Annotated in this window: 20 protein-coding genes; 3 read left to right on the forward strand and 17 right to left on the reverse strand. The window is 48.9% G+C overall.

The annotated features are described in order from the left end of the window. Positions 1 to 38: 38 nt before the first annotated feature. Both K331_RS0103890 and murI read right to left on the reverse strand, forming a co-directional pair. A complete protein-coding gene (locus K331_RS0103890) occupies positions 39 to 728 on the reverse strand; it encodes an HAD family hydrolase (RefSeq protein WP_028589271.1) in 690 nt (229 codons plus the stop codon). Positions 729 to 768: 40 nt separating this feature from the next. Continuing rightward, positions 769 to 1,560, reverse strand: coding sequence for a glutamate racemase (gene murI, locus K331_RS0103895; RefSeq protein ID WP_028589272.1), 792 nt, complete (start codon positions 1,558 to 1,560; stop codon positions 769 to 771). A 244-nt stretch (positions 1,561 to 1,804) separates the two neighbouring features. Here murI and K331_RS0103900 point away from each other — a divergent pair, with 244 nt between their 5' ends. Then, entirely contained in the window at positions 1,805 to 2,431 is a 627-nt protein-coding gene (locus K331_RS0103900; protein ID WP_018883244.1) for an FMN-dependent NADH-azoreductase, read from the forward strand. A 217-nt stretch (positions 2,432 to 2,648) separates the two neighbouring features. Here the strand turns inward: K331_RS0103900 and K331_RS0103905 are convergent, their stop codons facing one another. The 5 genes from K331_RS0103905 to K331_RS0103925 all read right to left on the reverse strand — a co-directional run bounded on the left by K331_RS0103905 (position 2,649) and on the right by K331_RS0103925 (position 6,892). Further along, positions 2,649 to 3,161, reverse strand: a complete 513-nt coding sequence (locus tag K331_RS0103905) for a hypothetical protein (protein WP_028589273.1) — start codon at positions 3,159 to 3,161, stop codon at positions 2,649 to 2,651. Positions 3,162 to 3,400: 239 nt separating this feature from the next. Continuing rightward, complete coding sequence (locus K331_RS32135) at positions 3,401 to 3,556, reverse strand: hypothetical protein (RefSeq protein WP_018883246.1); 156 nt, start codon at positions 3,554 to 3,556, stop codon at positions 3,401 to 3,403. Between the two features lie 334 nt (positions 3,557 to 3,890). After that, positions 3,891 to 4,970 carry a lactonase family protein gene (locus tag K331_RS0103915; RefSeq protein ID WP_028589274.1) on the reverse strand — a complete coding sequence of 360 codons (1,080 nt, stop codon included), beginning with the start codon at positions 4,968 to 4,970 and terminating at the stop codon, positions 3,891 to 3,893. Between the two features lie 110 nt (positions 4,971 to 5,080). After that, positions 5,081 to 5,554 (reverse strand): OsmC family protein, encoded by a 474-nt coding sequence (locus K331_RS0103920; protein ID WP_028589275.1) that lies wholly within the window; start codon positions 5,552 to 5,554, stop codon positions 5,081 to 5,083. 126 nt (positions 5,555 to 5,680) lie between these two features. Continuing rightward, positions 5,681 to 6,892: an MFS transporter gene (locus K331_RS0103925; RefSeq protein WP_028589276.1), complete on the reverse strand. Its 1,212-nt coding sequence runs from the start codon at positions 6,890 to 6,892 to the stop codon at positions 5,681 to 5,683. 330 nt (positions 6,893 to 7,222) lie between these two features. On the opposite strand from K331_RS0103925, the gene K331_RS0103930 reads away from it, so the two are divergent. Continuing rightward, positions 7,223 to 8,146, forward strand: coding sequence for an AEC family transporter (locus tag K331_RS0103930; protein WP_028589277.1), 924 nt, complete (start codon positions 7,223 to 7,225; stop codon positions 8,144 to 8,146). A 384-nt stretch (positions 8,147 to 8,530) separates the two neighbouring features. Here the strand turns inward: K331_RS0103930 and K331_RS0103940 are convergent, their stop codons facing one another. Together K331_RS0103940 and zwf are read right to left on the reverse strand one after the other, a co-directional pair. Continuing rightward, positions 8,531 to 9,205: an SOS response-associated peptidase gene (locus tag K331_RS0103940; protein WP_028589278.1), complete on the reverse strand. Its 675-nt coding sequence runs from the start codon at positions 9,203 to 9,205 to the stop codon at positions 8,531 to 8,533. A 58-nt stretch (positions 9,206 to 9,263) separates the two neighbouring features. Further along, positions 9,264 to 10,757, reverse strand: coding sequence for a glucose-6-phosphate dehydrogenase (gene zwf / locus K331_RS0103945; RefSeq protein WP_028589279.1), 1,494 nt, complete (start codon positions 10,755 to 10,757; stop codon positions 9,264 to 9,266). A 292-nt stretch (positions 10,758 to 11,049) separates the two neighbouring features. Here zwf and K331_RS0103950 point away from each other — a divergent pair, with 292 nt between their 5' ends. Next, positions 11,050 to 11,367: a hypothetical protein gene (locus K331_RS0103950; protein WP_028589280.1), complete on the forward strand. Its 318-nt coding sequence runs from the start codon at positions 11,050 to 11,052 to the stop codon at positions 11,365 to 11,367. Between the two features lie 150 nt (positions 11,368 to 11,517). On the opposite strand, the gene K331_RS0103955 is transcribed toward K331_RS0103950, so the two are convergent. From K331_RS0103955 to K331_RS0103990, 8 genes are all read right to left on the reverse strand, one after another. After that, positions 11,518 to 12,120 carry a nitroreductase family protein gene (locus K331_RS0103955; protein WP_028589281.1) on the reverse strand — a complete coding sequence of 201 codons (603 nt, stop codon included), beginning with the start codon at positions 12,118 to 12,120 and terminating at the stop codon, positions 11,518 to 11,520. Positions 12,121 to 12,265: 145 nt separating this feature from the next. Then, positions 12,266 to 12,493, reverse strand: coding sequence for a hypothetical protein (locus tag K331_RS0103960; RefSeq protein ID WP_028589282.1), 228 nt, complete (start codon positions 12,491 to 12,493; stop codon positions 12,266 to 12,268). A gap of 305 nt (positions 12,494 to 12,798) precedes the next feature. Beyond that, positions 12,799 to 13,296: a metallophosphoesterase family protein gene (locus K331_RS0103965; RefSeq protein WP_028589283.1), complete on the reverse strand. Its 498-nt coding sequence runs from the start codon at positions 13,294 to 13,296 to the stop codon at positions 12,799 to 12,801. 92 nt (positions 13,297 to 13,388) lie between these two features. Beyond that, positions 13,389 to 13,817, reverse strand: a complete 429-nt coding sequence (locus K331_RS0103970; RefSeq protein WP_028589284.1) for an Rrf2 family transcriptional regulator — start codon at positions 13,815 to 13,817, stop codon at positions 13,389 to 13,391. 28 nt (positions 13,818 to 13,845) lie between these two features. Continuing rightward, positions 13,846 to 14,223: a DivIVA domain-containing protein gene (locus K331_RS0103975; RefSeq protein ID WP_018883258.1), complete on the reverse strand. Its 378-nt coding sequence runs from the start codon at positions 14,221 to 14,223 to the stop codon at positions 13,846 to 13,848. Between the two features lie 91 nt (positions 14,224 to 14,314). After that, entirely contained in the window at positions 14,315 to 15,319 is a 1,005-nt protein-coding gene (locus tag K331_RS0103980) for a Gfo/Idh/MocA family protein (RefSeq protein WP_028589285.1), read from the reverse strand. 24 nt (positions 15,320 to 15,343) lie between these two features. After that, positions 15,344 to 15,703, reverse strand: coding sequence for a helix-turn-helix transcriptional regulator (locus K331_RS0103985; RefSeq protein ID WP_018883260.1), 360 nt, complete (start codon positions 15,701 to 15,703; stop codon positions 15,344 to 15,346). A 312-nt stretch (positions 15,704 to 16,015) separates the two neighbouring features. Further along, positions 16,016 to 17,236 (reverse strand): acyltransferase, encoded by a 1,221-nt coding sequence (locus tag K331_RS0103990; RefSeq protein ID WP_226383528.1) that lies wholly within the window; start codon positions 17,234 to 17,236, stop codon positions 16,016 to 16,018. Positions 17,237 to 17,342 lie beyond the last annotated feature (106 nt).

Here is a 17,342-nt window from a genome sequence, read left to right on the forward strand (position 1 = left end):
GCTGCATAGCAGGTATTCGCACCTGACCCTCCACCTCTTTACCATTGGTTCCAAGCATGTAGCTCCGACAACTGGCGAATCGTGTGCTGTGGACGCTCCATGACCTCATCGGGCCACTCCTCAAAGCCCTCCAGCCAAACTGTCCGAAGGCCTGCCCGACTTGCCCCCTGCACATCGTTGACGGGATGATCTCCGACATACCAGGTTTCATGGGGAGAGACCTTCATGCGCTGTAAAGCTAGCTCAAAAATGCGACGATCCGGCTTTTCCAGCCGAACCGCCTGTGACACGATAACCGTCTCGAAATATGCTCGAAGCTGCAGCTGATCCAGCTTGCGATTCTGCACAGCGACCGAGCCATTCGTAATCAATCCTAACCGGAAGCCTTGGGCGCGAAGGTCATGCAGCAGCTCTTCTGCTCCCTGCATCATGGTCGTATGACCGACAAATTCAGAATACCAATATTCCAGTAAGTGTCGTACAGTCACCCGTTCATCCTTGAAGGGCAAAGTATGAAGCAGCTCCTGAAACAGCTCCCGCTTGCTTCTGTATCCATTCCGGTCAGCGATCCGTATAGTCTCCATTAGTGCAGCCTCGTTGTCCATACTGGAAGTGCCAATGTCAGAGGTAGCCAGGAAATTTACAATGAATTGACGTGTAAAGCTATCAAATGCCTGCCTGCGATTAGCGAGCGTATTATCTAGATCGAATAGCACCGTGGTCGTCACGCCATCACCTCATTTGATTACTTAAATCCCTGTTGCCTGCTTAATTCCCTGCCGGAATTCCTCTGCGGCTTCGTAGAAAGGAAAGGGCATGCTGCATCTTCTCTACATACTGCTCATCCCCGCTTGAGCACATATATCGAATTTCAGAGTGTGTGGATGCTCCCAGCAAATGGTTCTCTTGAAGGACGCTCTGCAGACGCTTAACAGTCCCTTCACTCCCATCAATGATGTGTATATGTCGTGGTAAAATTTCTTCTAATAGCTTTCTATAGTAGGGATAATGCGTACAGCCGAGCACCACCGTACCATACTGATCCAGATCAAAGGATGCTAGCTTCGTTGTGAAATAATCCACGATCACCTCGCGGTCCCATATCAGCTGCTCACAATATTGCACCAGCTCAGGCAAGGGAAGTGAATCCACACTGCCCTGGTCGTCAACTCTTGCTACCAATTCTGTGTATTTGGACTGGCTTAGTGTCAAAGGGGTAGCCATGACGAGCACTCGCTTGCCGTGAGGACGGCTCAATGCGACTGCTGGTTTCACAGCTGGCTCCATTCCGATGACAGGAATCCGATATCGGGCGCGAAGCTCTGAGATCGCAATGCTGGTAGCTGTGTTGCATGCCACCACAAGCGCCTTGACATTCTCCTGCATAATTCGGTCTGCACACTCCATAATATACCTGCGAACTTCCTCTTTTGGCTTACTGCCATAAGGGACATGCAGGGTATCTGCATAAAATAAGTAATTCTCTCCAGGCAGGACAGACAAAGCCTCATCCAGGACGGTCAAGCCGCCAATACCTGAGTCAAACAGCGCTACTCTCATATCATTCACCTGATTTGTTTAAAATTGATGTCAACATGCTCATCTAGGTCCTGTATCATTCTAACATGATTACTACATAATTGTATGCTGGCCCTCAGGCATGTGTATTTACTTCCAAGCAATGATGAGTCACCATAAAAAAGAAAGTAACTCCATAAAAAATATTATGTGAAAATATGTTGACTGAATTGTCTTAATGCTGTAATATTCCACTTGAGAATAACTCTTGGGAGGAATTAAATCCATGGCTAAAGTTCTATTTGTAAAAGCTAATGACCGTACTGCTGAAGAAGCAGCAACAGTTAAATTGTATAACGCATTTCTGGAAAGCTACAAGGCTTCCCACCCAGCTGATGAAGTAACTGAACTGGACCTGCACAGCGTAGAGCTGCCTTACCTGAATGCTAACATGATCCGTGGTCTGTACAAGACTGCTAACGGATTCGAAGCGACTGCTGAAGAAGCACGTCTGGCTGGTATCGCTAACGGCTACCTGGACCAATTCCTAGCTGCTGACAAAGTCGTATTCGCATTCCCACTGTGGAACCTGACAATTCCAGCTGTCCTGCATACTTACATCGACTACCTGAACCAAGCAGGCAAAACGTTCAAATACACTGCTGAGGGTCCTGTAGGTCTGGTAACAGACACTAAAGTTGCTCTGCTGAATGCAAGAGGCGGCTTCTATTCCGAAGGTCCTATGGCAAGCTGGGAAATGTCCCTTAACTTCGTTAGCAACATCCTTACTTTCTTCGGTGTTCGTGACATTACGAAGATTGTTCTGGAAGGTCACAACGCAACACCTGACAAAGCTCAAGATATCGTTGCTGATGCATTGAAGCGTGCTAGTGAAGCTGCTGCTCAATTCTAATTGAGCTAGGGAGTCTTAACGGCTCTCGCCCATGTATCTGACTGCATCCGCTGGCAGGATGATACAACATGAACAATACACCCGCAGTCACACGATTTGTGCTGACAGCATCAAAAAGGATGCTTCCAGAGTCCATCGACCTGAGAGCATCCTTTTCTTATTGCTTTGATTTGTACATGTACACCTGAGCCCCATGTTGAATATAATCCTATACTGTTTATGGAATGAACTGCTGTACGATCTTCACAATTTGTCCGTTCTCCACCGTGATATGATACGGGAAGTCTCCCAAATCCAGACGCTCCTTATTCTCAAAGCCATCCACGAAGGTCTGCAGCGATACTTCCTCATTCCAGTTCACCTGGACATCCTCCAATTGACCTGTGCGATCATAGATCTGCATGATAACCTTGGCATCAGCTGCAATGGGCAGCTCCTCGTTCTCAATCTGTTCATTCACGATATAATAATTGTCAGGGGCCTCCGTCATCTCCGAATCTCCTTCACGTTCCCGGAAGATTTCGTGTGCTGCCTCGCCCTCATACCATTCAATCCGATCAGCTTGCACATAGACTGCGCCATCCTCATTCCGCTGTAATCCGTTAAAGAAGACTGTCTCCTGTTGATCTGCTGCCTGCACTGGTTCATAGCCTGTGGCTGCAGTTCCACCTGCTGTAACGAATATTAGGACTAATGTGAACATCATCAGCTTTGCAGTAGCTTTTATCATGTTGCTTCCTCCTCACGGTACGGGAATGGACACCGCCATCTGTGTCTTACAAGTTCATTACCCTTCTCTTCAAATCATAAACGATCCTGCCTGCAAAAAAGTTTCAGAAATCACTGAAAGTAGTTACAATTTCTTCAGAATCGCTTGGTGGGCAAGCGTCTGGATGAACCTAATGCTACAGTGGTCTGCTTCTTGCAGTGGGTTGCCTCTTGCAGTGGGTTGCTTCTTGCAATTGCCTGTTATCGCAGTAGCCCAAGCTTTCTAGCTCGTTCCTCTGAGAGAATAAACTCCTCACTCTCCCATACAGTATCATCCTCATCCAAGCCAAACATCGTCATGATCTCAGGCCAGATGCCCTTCTCCAGCGCTTCCTGCTGCGTGATGATGACCTTCATACATTAACACTCCTTTTATTCTACAGGCTGTTTGTTACGTCTCATACCCATTGCCTAGCGCCTAATCTCAGCACCGCCCAGATCATTGCTTAATGCTATGTATGCTAATTGAACTGATTTGGCTACGATTGATCCACAATATACTTGTCTTATTTACTATATACACAGGTTTGTCCAGGTATGCATACTTAAATGTATACTGTAATGCCTAATTTCTTTGCAAATAAATAAAGAGCCACAGGATTCACCCAAAAGGTGAGGCCCATGACTCTTCACTTCATTTCCTATCTGTATTCTCTATGTTCACTGCTCCCATCAACTAGTATGGAATGCATTAGATGGAGAAGTATACTGGCTTCACGCATACCGGCTTCGATACTTCAACGCTGAGTCCGGTGTATTGCAAGCGACCTGTTGTGCGATCTACCTTGAAGGTCACAATGTTGTTGGTGTCACGGTTCGCAGCGAGCAGGAATTCCCCACCTGGTACGATAGCAAAGTGACGTGGGTGACCGCCTTCTACAGATACATATTCAACCACTTCCAGCTTGCCGGACTCGCTATCAAAAGCATAGACCACAATGCTGTCATGTCCACGGTTAGAGCCGTATACATACTTTCCGTCCTCAGACACTACGATCTCAGCCGTCGTATTCTCGCCCTCGAAGCCGGCAGGAAGCGTGGAAATGTTGCCTACCTCTGTAAGCTGTCCCTTCTCAGCATCATATGCAAATGTCGTCACAGAAGAATCCACCTCGTTGATTACAAAAGCATATTTGCCATTAGGATGGAATGCCAAGTGGCGTGGGCCTGCACCTGGATGCGTCTTAGTCTCCCCATGCAGCACCAGCTTGTCCCCTTCAACCTTGTAAGAGCGGATCACGTCGAGACCGAGGTCCTGTACGAACAGGAAACGTCCATCCGGGCTGTAGAAGGAGGAGTGTGGATGTGGGCGATCCTGACGCTCTGGATGGTGTCCATGACCTTCATGCTGCGCAACATCCAGCAGCTCGCCGATCTCGCCATTCTCGCGGATCGCCAGGAGTCCAATCATACCACCATGATAGCTGGTTACGGTAAGGTAAGGCAGCGTGTCATGCTGCTGAATATGGCAAGTCGTTCCAGCAACGGTGTTTACGCGATTCAGCAGAGTCAGCTTGCCAGTAGATGGGTCAATGTCGAAGGATACTGCTTCTCCGGCTTTGCCGCCTTCTTCCGTCACTCTGTCACTGATGGAATAGAGCTTACGCTGGTCTGCATCCACATGCACGAACGTAGGGTTGCTCAGACCGGACTGCTCGTCCAAGAGCTCCAGGGCACCTGTTTTTTCATCAAATGCGTATACGTATACGCCGCTCCCTTGACTTTCAGCATAGGAACCTGCAAATACCAATAATTTTTGTGCATTAGACATGTGAATATCCTCCTTGGTGTGTTAAGAATAGTATAGAATGTGTACAAAATGAATGACTACATGTGGTTCATTATGGACCACTATGGATCGCCTTTCTTCATTAGAAGCGGCTATCCGGCATCATCCAGCACCACGACTGCCTGAGTAGACAGCTCTACATTGCCTGCTAAGGCGCGAGAGATCATACACGATTGCTCTGCCTTGTCAGCCAGACGCTCCGCCTGCACCAGATGCTCATGGCTTGATCCAGCAGCAAGCACAATTCGTGGGCGGTGAGTAATACGTCGGTAAGTAAATATGTTATTCGTCACATCCACAATGCCCTCAGAGGACAAAGCTAGCGATTGAACCAGCAGTCCTGCTCTCTCCATCATAGCAGCTAATGTAATGATATAACAGGTGGACGCGGCGCCCAGCAGCATTTCATCCGGGTTGGTCCCCGTCCCGGGTCCACCCATCTCTGCAGGTATGGAGATCACTGAACGCAGACCGCCTGCATCAATCTCCCCTTCACTGTTACGCCCACCCTTCCAGGTAGCCTCCAAATGAAATACATGCTCTACAACCAGCAGCTCCTTTCCCATGGACTCTCACCATAATCTCTGTCAGCCCAGACATTTCATTCTTTATTTCATGGCGCTGATTCATTGACACAGACTCGGGCAGCATTAACTCATCAGCACTAACTAAGCGACATTGGCAAGCCCTGTCTACGTGAGCTCCTTGCCCTTCGTCTCCGTACCAAGAAACAGCACAGCGAAAGCTCCAATCAGAATAGCGATAAAGAAGATGCTGAATACCGTGACAAGACCGACACCGCTGGCAAGCAGAATCCCGACCAGATAAGGGCCAATAACCCCACCGATTCGGCCAAAGGAAGCTGACATACCGACACCAGTCGAACGTACCGATGTTGGATACAGCTCTGGTGTGTAGGCATACATGCCACCCCAGGCCCCCAAATTGAAGAATGACAGACAGATGCCTGCTGCCAGCAAGGAGCCTGCGCTCTCCGCTGTACCGAACCAGATCGCAGCTCCTGCCGTAAGTAGCAGGTAGACCACCAGCACGAATTTGCGTCCCAGCTTCTCAATCAAATAAGCCGCCGTAAAATAACCCGGGAGCTGTGCCAATGTCATAATCAGTACATATTCGAAGCTCTTCACCAGCGTGAAGCCCTTTAGTACCATGACACTTGGCAGCCATAGGAACATGCCATAGTAGGAGAATACTACGGTGAACCACAGCACCCAGAGCATGATCGTGGATCTACGATGAGGCACTGACCAGATCGAGCGCAATCTATCCCCTAACGGCAGACGGTTCGCCTTTTGCTGAAGATAGCGAGGCGGGTCCTCTATGGCTTTGCGTAGATACAGGGCATACAGGGCTGGTATGGCTCCAATCAAGAAGGCGGCCTCCCAGCCAAAGCGTGGAATAACGAAGTAGCCTACGAGTGCTGCCACAATCCAGCCACCCGCCCAGAAGCTCTCCAGCAGCACGACCATTCGGCCGCGCTCATTCGCCGGAACAGATTCGGAGACCAAGGTAGAGGCAACCGGTAGCTCTCCCCCAAGGCCTACCCCTGCTACAAAGCGTAGAATCAGTAGCATACCAAAGCCCACAGCAAAGGCAGATAAGCCTGTCGCGATTGAAAAGACGAGCAATGTCCACATTAGAATCGCTTTACGTCCATACTTGTCCGCCAGAATTCCAGCAAAGGCGGCTCCAAAGACCATCCCGATAGAATTCATGGCTGTCAGCAGCCCAACTTGCTCCTTCCCAAGCTGCCAATCAGCAGCCAATGCAGCTACCACAAAAGACAGCAGTCCGATATCCATGGCATCGAACAGCCAGCTGAGTCCTGCACTGAACAGCAGCTTTTTCTTCTTGGCAGGGCTCAAAGCAGGAGTATCATTCATATTCTCGCCCCTTATCCATGTACAATGTTATGTATTGCATAACTGTGGGTCGGATTGGCAGACAGCAATGCATCCGCATATTGACCCTCTCCCCTCAGGAGGTATACAGTAATGATTATACATCCAAATTCATCATTTGCATAAAACAAACAAGCGACTTTTCAATCAAGCCATCGAACACTCGTGCATTTCGAATGGAACCTACTGAGATTTTCCATCAGGAACATGCAGCTGAATGTGCTTCTTGTTGAGTGTTCGATTTGGGTGAATGATGCAATAGGCTTAATTCAGTTATTTGATTGAAAACCTTTCAGAAAGTAGGAGTCATCGTTGCTGCATACGTTCCTGATTACGCTCTACGAAGTATTTGTCCCTATTGCCCTACCGCTCGTCGCCGGAGCAGCACTTGCCCGGTTCCGCTCTATGGAGACACGACCGTTGACCACGCTCGCTCTATATGTACTTAGTCCGGCCATCATCTATCATACGTTAGCGAATGCTGCCATTTCCTATGCTGATGTGCGCGATAGCGTTCTATTCTCACTGAGCAATCTGCTCGTGCTATGGTTGCTTGCAATCAGCGCCTCCCGATTACTCCGGCTGGATCGGTCGGAGCAGGCTGGTCTTACATTGGTAGTTGCCTTTACGAATAGTGTTAATTATGGGCTTCCGCTTGTCTTGCTGGCCTTCGGTCAGCTCGGTCTGGACAAGGCCTCGGTATATGTCGTTACCCAGATGATTATCGTCAATACCATCGGTATTTTATTCGCGGCACGTTCGCACTTCAACTGGAAGCAGGCTGGCTTGTCCGTATTGCGACTGCCCAGTATTTATGCAGCAATAGCCGCCATGCTTGTCCGTGGCGCAGACTGGCCGCTTCCTTCGGCACTACAGGAAGGAATCTCACTGATTGCCGCTGCCTATTCTCCGGTAGTACTGGTCATCCTTGGTGCGCAAATGCTTCATGTCTACAGGGCTCCGCGCGCAGAGCAGATGGATCGGGCCCTTTGGGCCGGAATGGGCATTCGCTTGTTGATTAGTCCGGCTGCTGCTTTTGCCATCCTGCTGCTGCTGAATGTCGAAGACACCCTGTTCCGGGTATTATTGATTTTGGCTTCAATGCCTACGGCGGTGAATGCGGTCCTGCTCGCTGAGCAATTCGACGCCTCACCAAGGCTAGTCTCTCGCTGTATTTTGTGGACGACGTTGTTATCGTTCATTATGTTGCCATTATTTATTTCCTGGCTAGCCTGAGGCCTATGAACAAAGAACGCTGGATACAGCATACAGCCTGTAATCCAAGCTTATCCAGCATTAACGAAGCGATGAATCCACCGTATTTCAAGCTCACAGCCCCACACAGTATCTCAAAAAAAGACGGAAGCCCAGCCTCACGGCCAGCTCCCGTCTTCTGGAAACCTACGACCTACCGGCACCAGAACTCAGACCGATGATCATGACGATGAGCACCAGCAGTTGGATGAGTGTCTCGATACTCATATCCAATCGCCTCCATCCCTCATGGAATGCTCCTTCGGCCGATTCCCCTCTCCCCGGAACCTTGCGCAGTTTCCCACTAACATACCTATGAGGGATGTGACGGGATTATGTATAACGGAGGCTGGTGCTTCTATGAGGTCATGGCTTGAACCAGGCCAGCTTCAGATCCATTTCCTGAATGCACTGTCTAGTGTCATGCTGATCGTTTCCGACGAGGGGAGTTACTGGATAGATCTGCATATCTGTTTCCTCATAGGTCTGTAGCAGCGGCATCAGCCGATCCATCTCCTGAATATCCGGATCAAGCCAGCGATTGGCTTGGTCAGCGGTCAGGATGGCTGGCATACGAGAATCGAATTCACGAATGGCCGTATTGGCCACGGTCGTGAGCATCGTGCAGGTCCGAAGCGGCTCCTTGCGCGTATCCTTCCATACCTCGTATAATCCGGCCACTCCGAACATGGCCTGCCCCGGGAGCACAACTCTTACTGCACAGCTCCGCTTTCCTTCATTCCTCCAATAATAGAAGCCATTGCAAGGAATGATACAGCGCCGGGTCTCAATCATTTTGCGATAAGTGGGATTTACCCGCACCGTGCTTAGCTCGGCATTCACGCAATCTTTGCCCCAATAAGGAATGATGCCCCAGCGAAATTCATCAAGGACACGCTCGCCATCTTGCTCCAGCACGATAGGAACTTGTTGGGTCGGACTCATGTTGTACCTTGTCTTATAATAATACATGACCCGCTGCACCCCGAAATGCTCCCGCACCTCATCTAGCTCCGCAGATAACGAAAATCTTCTGCACATGTCATCATCACAATCCTTTCTGGTTGCTATGATTACAGTGTGCAGAATTTATGGAAAATTATACAGGAATCGCCTTGGTCTGAGGCTCGTACGCATCCAGATGCCAACGGAAGCCATCGCTCGCCAGCAGATCATCCGATGCCTGTGGGCCACAGCTTCCTGCAGGATATGGATGCAGCGGGAAGGAAGCTACCTGGAAGGCATCCAGAATGGGCTGTACCCATGCCCAGGATAGCTCTACCTCTGCCCAATGCGCAAAGAAGGTGGAATCTCCCTGCCAAGCATCCAGGATCAAACGCTCGTAAGCTTCAGGGACATTACCTGCTGGTGCATGGAAATCCATCGTAATCTTCTCAAGCTGTCCGTTCAGCGGATTGGTGCTGTTGAGCTGTAGACTGGCTCCCTCCTGCGGATTGACGGAGATCACCAGCAGATTCGGAGCTGCAGCCTCGTGAACGCCTGCGTGGGGTACAGATGCCTTCGACTTGAATTCCACAACAATGCGCGTCGATTTCTCCTTCATCCGTTTACCTGAACGCAAATAAAACGGAACGCCACGCCATTGCTCATTATCAATCCACGCTCGCGCTGCAATAAAGGTGTCATTGCTGGAGCCAGCCTCAATACCAGGCTCCTCCAGATAACCGGCATAAGCGGTGCCCTGATGCTCAGCTGCTGTGTATTGCCCACGGACAATGTCATTCGATACATCAGCCGTCTGTAAAGGACGAATGGCCTCCATCACCTTGCGCTTGGCCGTACGGATCCCTTCCGGGGTGAAATGCTCAGGTTCCGGCATGGCCGTCATCATGAGCATTTGTAGCAAATGATTTTGAATCATATCACGTAGCGCGCCCGAATGATCATAATAGGCAGCTCGCTCCTCCACCCCCACAGTCTCGGAGGCAGTAATCTGAATATTCGCGATGTGCTCGCGATTCCAGATGCCTTGCAGCAACGGATTCGCGAACTTCAGCGTCTCCAGATTCTGAATCATCGGTTTGCCAAGATAATGGTCAATACGGTAAATTTCCTCTTCCGCAAATGCCTGACTCAGATGCTCGTTCAGCTTGCGTGCAGATTCCAGATCATGACCGAACGGCTTCTCGATAATGAGTCGCTTCCAGCCTTTGGTACCTGCGAGTCCGCTGTCTCTGATCTGACCGGCAATGACCTCAAAAAACTCCGGGGCAACCGATAGATAAAACAAACGATTACCTGGGATGCCCAGCTCTTCTTCACGCTGTTCCGCCATGTGCAGAAGCTTCTTGTAGTCTTCGGTATGATGTACGTTCAGCGAGCAATATTGAAAGGCGGATAAGAATTGACCCATTCGGGCGGGATCCCCATCCTTCTGTCTTGCAAATTCAGTAATGGAGTGTTCGACCCGCTGGCGGAAATCAACATCTGTTACCTCACGTCGTCCTAGGCCTATTACAGAGAATGAAGCAGGAATTTTGCCCTCGATGAATAGTTGATATAATGCAGGATATATTTTGCGCTTTGCCAGGTCCCCTGTTGCCCCGAACAAGACAAATGTAGTTGCTTCCATGATTCAATCCCTCTTCCCCATCGTAATACAGGTCAGCCGTTGGCACCTCTGGATTTCGCTTATCCTCTATATATGAAGATGTCATATCCTAAGTGTTCATGACTCACGCCTAATGCCTAGCTTATTAAAAGTTACTCGTTAAATTAATGTAACCTATAATACACCTTTTGGTCCTTTTTAGTCAATTTAGTCGATATGATTTGTAAGCTATCTCACGGATTTCATTACGGGCCTATGCTATGCTATTATGTTAGTCAGGAACATCGTCTAACAGGAAGGACGGGATGACCAGTTGGCATTCGGTATTACTAGACAGGAGCTGATTGAGTGGAAAAGGCGAGTAAGCAGCGGTGAGATTGCCTTTCTCACACACTATTGGACCGATGAACGCTTCCCACATGCTACAACGGTCACCAAGGTTGGCTGCTCGGACTTGGCCCGGTTGGAGGACTGGTGCAGGGCGAATGATCTGAATCCGAGGTACATTCATCGCCGGGATGAGTATCCACATTTTGATCTGATCGGGCCACGTCAGATTGAGATATTGTTCAGCCATGGGCTGGAGGACCATCTCCGCCGCTTTCGCTTACTTCCGGCCTACAAAGCTTGATCAGTCACACTTATATAACGAGTAGCATGACAACAGGGGCTGCATTCACGCTACTATAGCGATGTAATGCAGCCCCTGTTTATTGGAGTCCTAATGCTCTCTAGAGCAGATCTTCCACTCATATGAAGCTCAGACTGTTATTGAAAGTATTTATTTGAAGCTCTTTACACGTTCCTCGATTGGCTGGAACTCTTTGTCGCCTGGCTCGAACGTAGGTGCACCAAATGGCATTTGAGCTATCAGCTTCCAATTCTCAGGCAGCTTCCATTCATTTTTCACATGCTCATCGATCAATGGATTGTAGTGCTGAAGGGAAGCTCCCAGACCTTCCTCTTCCAGAGCTGTCCACACGACCAGCTGAAGCATGCCGTTGGATTGATTAGCCCAGATTGGGAAGTTGTCCGCATATGCCTTGAAGTTCTGCTGTAATCCTGCAATCACATCATTATCCTCGAAGAACAGCACGGTACCATAGCCACTGCGGAAGCCAGCCATTTTCTCAGCTGTGGACTTGAATTGCTCTTCGTTACCCACAACCTCAAGCAAAATATTTTCTGTAATGTTCCACAGCTTATCATGCTCACCGCCGAACAGAACTACAGCACGAGCCGTTTGAGAGTTAAAGGAAGATGGAGTGTATTTTACTGCTTCTTGAACGATTTCTGTAATCTTCTCGTCGGATACTGACACAGATTTGCTGATTCCATAATAGGAGCGTCTTGCTTTAAGTGCTTCAAAGAACGATTTAGCCACGTAAAAAACCTCCGTTGTTTTTATATTTCATTACTTTTCGTAACTTAATATACATTACATAGAATCAAGAAGTCAAGTAAAATATACCAGACTGATCATATTTATTTTACCCTGCTACCTATTTGTACATTCAATATCGACGGAATTATGACTCAGGCTTGTATTTTCGTTCGCTGGATGAGCTGCTTTTGGTCTTGTCCTTCTCCTGCTCCTCTTGCTTCTCCAGCCTCAGATCTTCCATGGGAATGGCATCTACACTCTGCTCGGCCTCATGGATATCCAAGATACTCTTACGCTCAGTAGGATATTGCTCAGGGTGATCCCGGTTGAATGGTTGCTTCTCTTCGTCCTCACGCTGATCACTACGTCTCATGGCGTGCTCCTCCTTCCATACTGCGTGTCTACTATTTCTTACCTGTTCCTGTAAAGGACTAAACACCATTCGTGAAATTCCTGAGATATAGGAAAACATCTGTTGTCGTACTTTCACGGGAGACAGGCCGCGTGTAGTAGAAGTATTTCTGGCGATAATCGAATGGCTCGGCTCCGGTAAAATTTATAAAACTCTACGATCCTGAAAAAGGCCAAGACTGGACAATGCTGCCCGTTGTCTTGACCTTATATCGGATGTACATGGAATATAGAAATTGATATTGTTCATGCCTGCAATCTGGATATTCATCGCGCTGAGTAAAAAATATGCTCCGCATGCAGCTTGTCCGCATGCACTGTCAGAATGGCAAACGAATATTGCTGTTGCATCCGCTTATCCGTCGCAGATCCAGGATTGAGCAGCATAATTCCGTTAACTTCATCAAGCAGTGGCACATGAGAATGGCCAAACACAATGCAATCCACCTGCTGGTCGGCAAAAGCCTTCAACGCCCGCTGTTCCGTCGTTCCCCGGAAGCCATCCCCGTGAATCATTCCGATACGTTTGCCCTCTACTTCAATAAGCTTCTCATAGCCCAGACGGGATACGATATCCTCCCCATCATTATTGCCTGCTATCCCCTCTACCGGAGCATAGGCTGCCAATGCTTCATAGACGGACCAATCCGTCCAGTCCCCTGCATGCAGAATCAGATCTGCTCCGGGAAGCTCCTCCAATAACCTTGCTGGTAAGCCTTTGGACCTCTGAGTCATATGGGTATCAGATACGACGATGATTTTCAAGACTTCTCCTCCTTGCAGTAGCCTGCCGCTGGCCTGACTCACAGTCTCACACCGAGAACGGTGTAGATAGCAAATTGTCATTTACGGACGGACTAGCATATGGTGTCTTTATCCAATTGGGCAATCGACTGCTTCAGGTCATTTAGTGTAATGGTCTCGAAAAATTCGAGTACCTTCTGCTCAGCCAGGATATTGATGGACTGCAGTAGCGCATCTATATTTCTTCCCACATCACAATCGGGATTGGTATCCTGATGGACCGTGAATAACGGCCTGTCTTCCTTCGTCGCTTCGTAAATATCCCTTAAATGGATTTTCGCGTCGCTGCGCACCAGACAGAAGCCTCTTGTACCCGGGGAAGACTCCACAAGGCCGGCTTTCTTAAGACTGCCCATAATTCTTCGAACTACGACAGGATTGGTGTTAATGCTCGAAGCGATCACGGAGGACGTAATGCGATCCGGTGCACTCTGGCTTAACAACAGCAAGCAGTGAATGCTCACCGAAAAATGGGTGCTCATGCTTCATCATCCTTTATTAATCTAAGGGTTACTCTGGAAAATAATCATGCTCGGGTCTTAGTCGAACCTTTAGCATCCGTACACTGTTCTCCAGTTGCTTAACTACATCCTCTAGCTGACGGCGATCAATGCTCTGATAATCGGGTACGGGCTTTGGAGCATTTTGCAGGTCACGGAGTGCAATCTGCTGTTCCTGCCATTTATCCATCAAATCGGAAATATGGGCGTAAAAGCGCTCATAATCCTTAATAATCTCGTCTAGATAAGCATCCACTTCCTCTGGGTCGTAGCCGCGCATCTTGGTCTTGAACTGCTTCTCATGTATGGCTAAAGCATCGAGCTGAATCCCAAGCTGATTGAATAGCTTCTTCTGTTTATCCAGCCGACGTTTCATATGCTCATCCATGCAAATCCCCCTTCCACTTCCTCTACAATTTATATCATATTCAGGCTTGAGATGAAAACACGTTGGTCACAGGTAATTGAATAAAATAGTCTCAGCCCACCACGACCCGCTGCCGGGTCTGAGCCGATTGCAGGCAGGCATCAATCACCTTCATATTCAGCACAGAATCCTCCGGTGAGTAGGGTAGCGGTGTTCCATCCAGTACGGCACTTGCGAACACATCAGCCTGTATTTCGAAGGAATTATGGCCCTTCAGCCGCTCTTCACGAGTAACAGTGCCTCTATGGACGAAGATCTGGGGAACAACTGCTGTTTTCTCCCACCCGAACATTTTTGGCATGGCGATCGTGCCGTTAGTCCCCAGAATCTCCATATTCGAACGATGAGCCGCCCACATTCCACAATCAAAGGTAAGCGTAACGCCATGAGGGAATTCCAGTAATCCAGACGCCATCATATCCACATTATCGTGCTCCTCCGAGAACAGTGCATGCACCGTAACCGCTTCCGGTTCACTCTTCAGATACATTCGCGCTGCGGAGATCGGGTACACCCCCACATCGTACAATGAGCCGCCACCCATCTCCTTGTGAAAACGCACGTTATCACTTCCATTGGCATCATTATACGTAAATGTGCAATGAATGCCTCGAATCTCGCCAATCTCACCACTGTCAATGATTTCCTTAATCCGCTGATGCTTCGGATGATAGCGATACATGAAAGCCTCTGCGAACAGCACACCATGTCGCTTACATGCCTCCACCATCTCCTTGGTATCACTGGCACATAGAGAAGAGGGCTTCTCACAGAGCACATGCTTGCCCGCTTCCGCCGCCCGTATGGTCCATTCCTTGTGTAGGTGATTCGGTAGCGGTATATACACCGCTTCTACCTCGGGGTCCAGCAGCAGTTCTTCATAGCTGCCATAGGCAGTCTGAATATTACACTGCTTGGACACCTCCACCGCCAATTCAGCATCACGGCTGGCAATGGCGATGACCTCACCGCGCTCGGATTGCTGTATGGCCGGAATGACAGCGGTTCTCGCAATTTCTGCTGTACTAAGAACTCCCCATTTCAACTTGCGGGTCATGACGATCATCCTTCCCGTATGTGATTAGTAGTTGTCCTGTTCGGCTTTATGCAGCAGACCCAGACATCTGTCCAGATCGGCCTTCACCTGCTTCCTGTAAAGCTTGGCTTTCTCGGCACCCTCATCGGTAAAATGATACAATACTATTTCCTGGAAATCGACGCGTGGATCGGAGCCTTTCAGACGCTTGGTCCTGTAAAATATCCCCTCCTGCACAAGCTCATGAAGAGCTCTGTATACCTCACTCTGCGGCGGGATATACCCAAAGCTGCCAAACTCGCTTTTCATCGCCTCCAGCATTTGATACCCGTAGCCCTGATGCCTCTCCACCATGGTAATCAAATAAAGCTTGATGAATGCCCGCTGGGATATCATGAATGCCATCTGCATCCCCCTTTTCGTAGTCAAAATGCTACCTCATCCTTCCATTATAAACCAATCCTTCTGGATGCTCTATTCGCAATTCCCGCTTGCAACGAAGCAGGTGCGAATGATCTGGATGCTCAAGTGGGCAGTAGCACGGGTGCGGAGTATGATTTTCTATTATGAATTTTTCATATAATGATATTTTGACAAAGATATAACAAGGGTGTCAATCGTTCTGGCGAACGGTTTTTGGGCGGATACTTAGACTACTGTTTATCGTACCTTGCGGACTCATACTTTTCCGATGATTGGACTGCTACTTTTCGCACCTTACGGTACCAGGCTTCGATCAGGAGCTCGCGGCGGGACTCCAGTGCCCTTGTAGCGATGATCGCTCCTTCTTCTCAGCTTCATCCCCGTGAGCCATCGTCCCCCTGGCAGGCGGGCAAGCAGCCATGTTGCTGCAGTCGACAACGCCAATGCCAGCACGAAGGAGACAAGCATTCTAACAACGACTGGTAAGGAGGTCAGCAGAGACTCATCAGGTACGTAGGTTACCCTCAGCATCAGAGCATGGATCAAATAACTCCCGTAGGACAAATCGCCCAGCACACTCCACCAGCGAGTCATACGTTCACTATAATTTACAATCATTAAAGCGATCCTGTAAGCAGCCAGCACGAGTAAGATACAATATAATGCCATCAAAGGCCGCAGTAAGGATACGCTATGAAAACGAATCACCAGCTCCTGTCCCTGCTGAAAGCTACCTGTTAGTGTATATAGCAAATATCCTGTAATCACGGCAATAGCTGGCCAGTATACCCATTGCAGCCTTCGGGACCATTCGGTCCATTGGTGCATCTGGCTTCCAGCTGCTGCTCCCAACACGAAATAGAAGATAAAATAAAGTATATTACGGTCAGCAAGTGTCGTGAACATAGCCGTAACGAGAGGTATATTCGTTCCAGACAACAGCTGCTGCATAGGCCCTACTGCGTACATCAGCGCGATATATAGCAGTCCTGCACCAGCAAGTACACTCAGCCTCCATCGCTCGGATATAGCTGCTGTAATTGCACGATACCCCTTAAGGAACAGCGGATACACCAGATAAAATTGAATGATCATGATGATATACCACAGATGGTAACTACTCTTCCCCGTGAAAAGCTTCACTACGCTGTCTGTCAGGGCAGCGAGATTCCAGTCGGTAAGTGGAATCCCACCATTAGCTATCTGATAAATGACGGACCATAAGAGATATGGAATGATGACGCCTGACAATCGTTTTCGTAAAAAGACGCCGTAGCCCACATCCGCACCGGGCCCCCGATCGTTATAGAGAAGAAGCATCCCCGTAATGAAGGCGAAGACTGGCACTGCAAATTTGGACAGCAGCAGCAGGATCGACATGAGGACTCCGTCCTCCAGTCTTACCTCCTGTACGATGGAGAAATGGGCTATTGCGTGCTGCAATACGACGGCACTGAAGGCCATTCCCCGAAGGACGGCTATTTCATTTATTTTCTCTCTTGAATGTTGGCTCACGTTGACCCCCTGAATTTCTATGGACATGCTGGAACGGAACACACAAGAGAGCAAGGGCATCTGTCGGAGGCTTCATTGCTCTTCCGAAGATACCCTTGCTCTGCAC

The organism is Paenibacillus massiliensis subsp. panacisoli DSM 21345 (genome assembly GCF_000426545.1).
In the GTDB taxonomy this organism is placed as follows: Bacteria; Bacillota; Bacilli; order Paenibacillales; family Paenibacillaceae; genus Paenibacillus; species Paenibacillus panacisoli.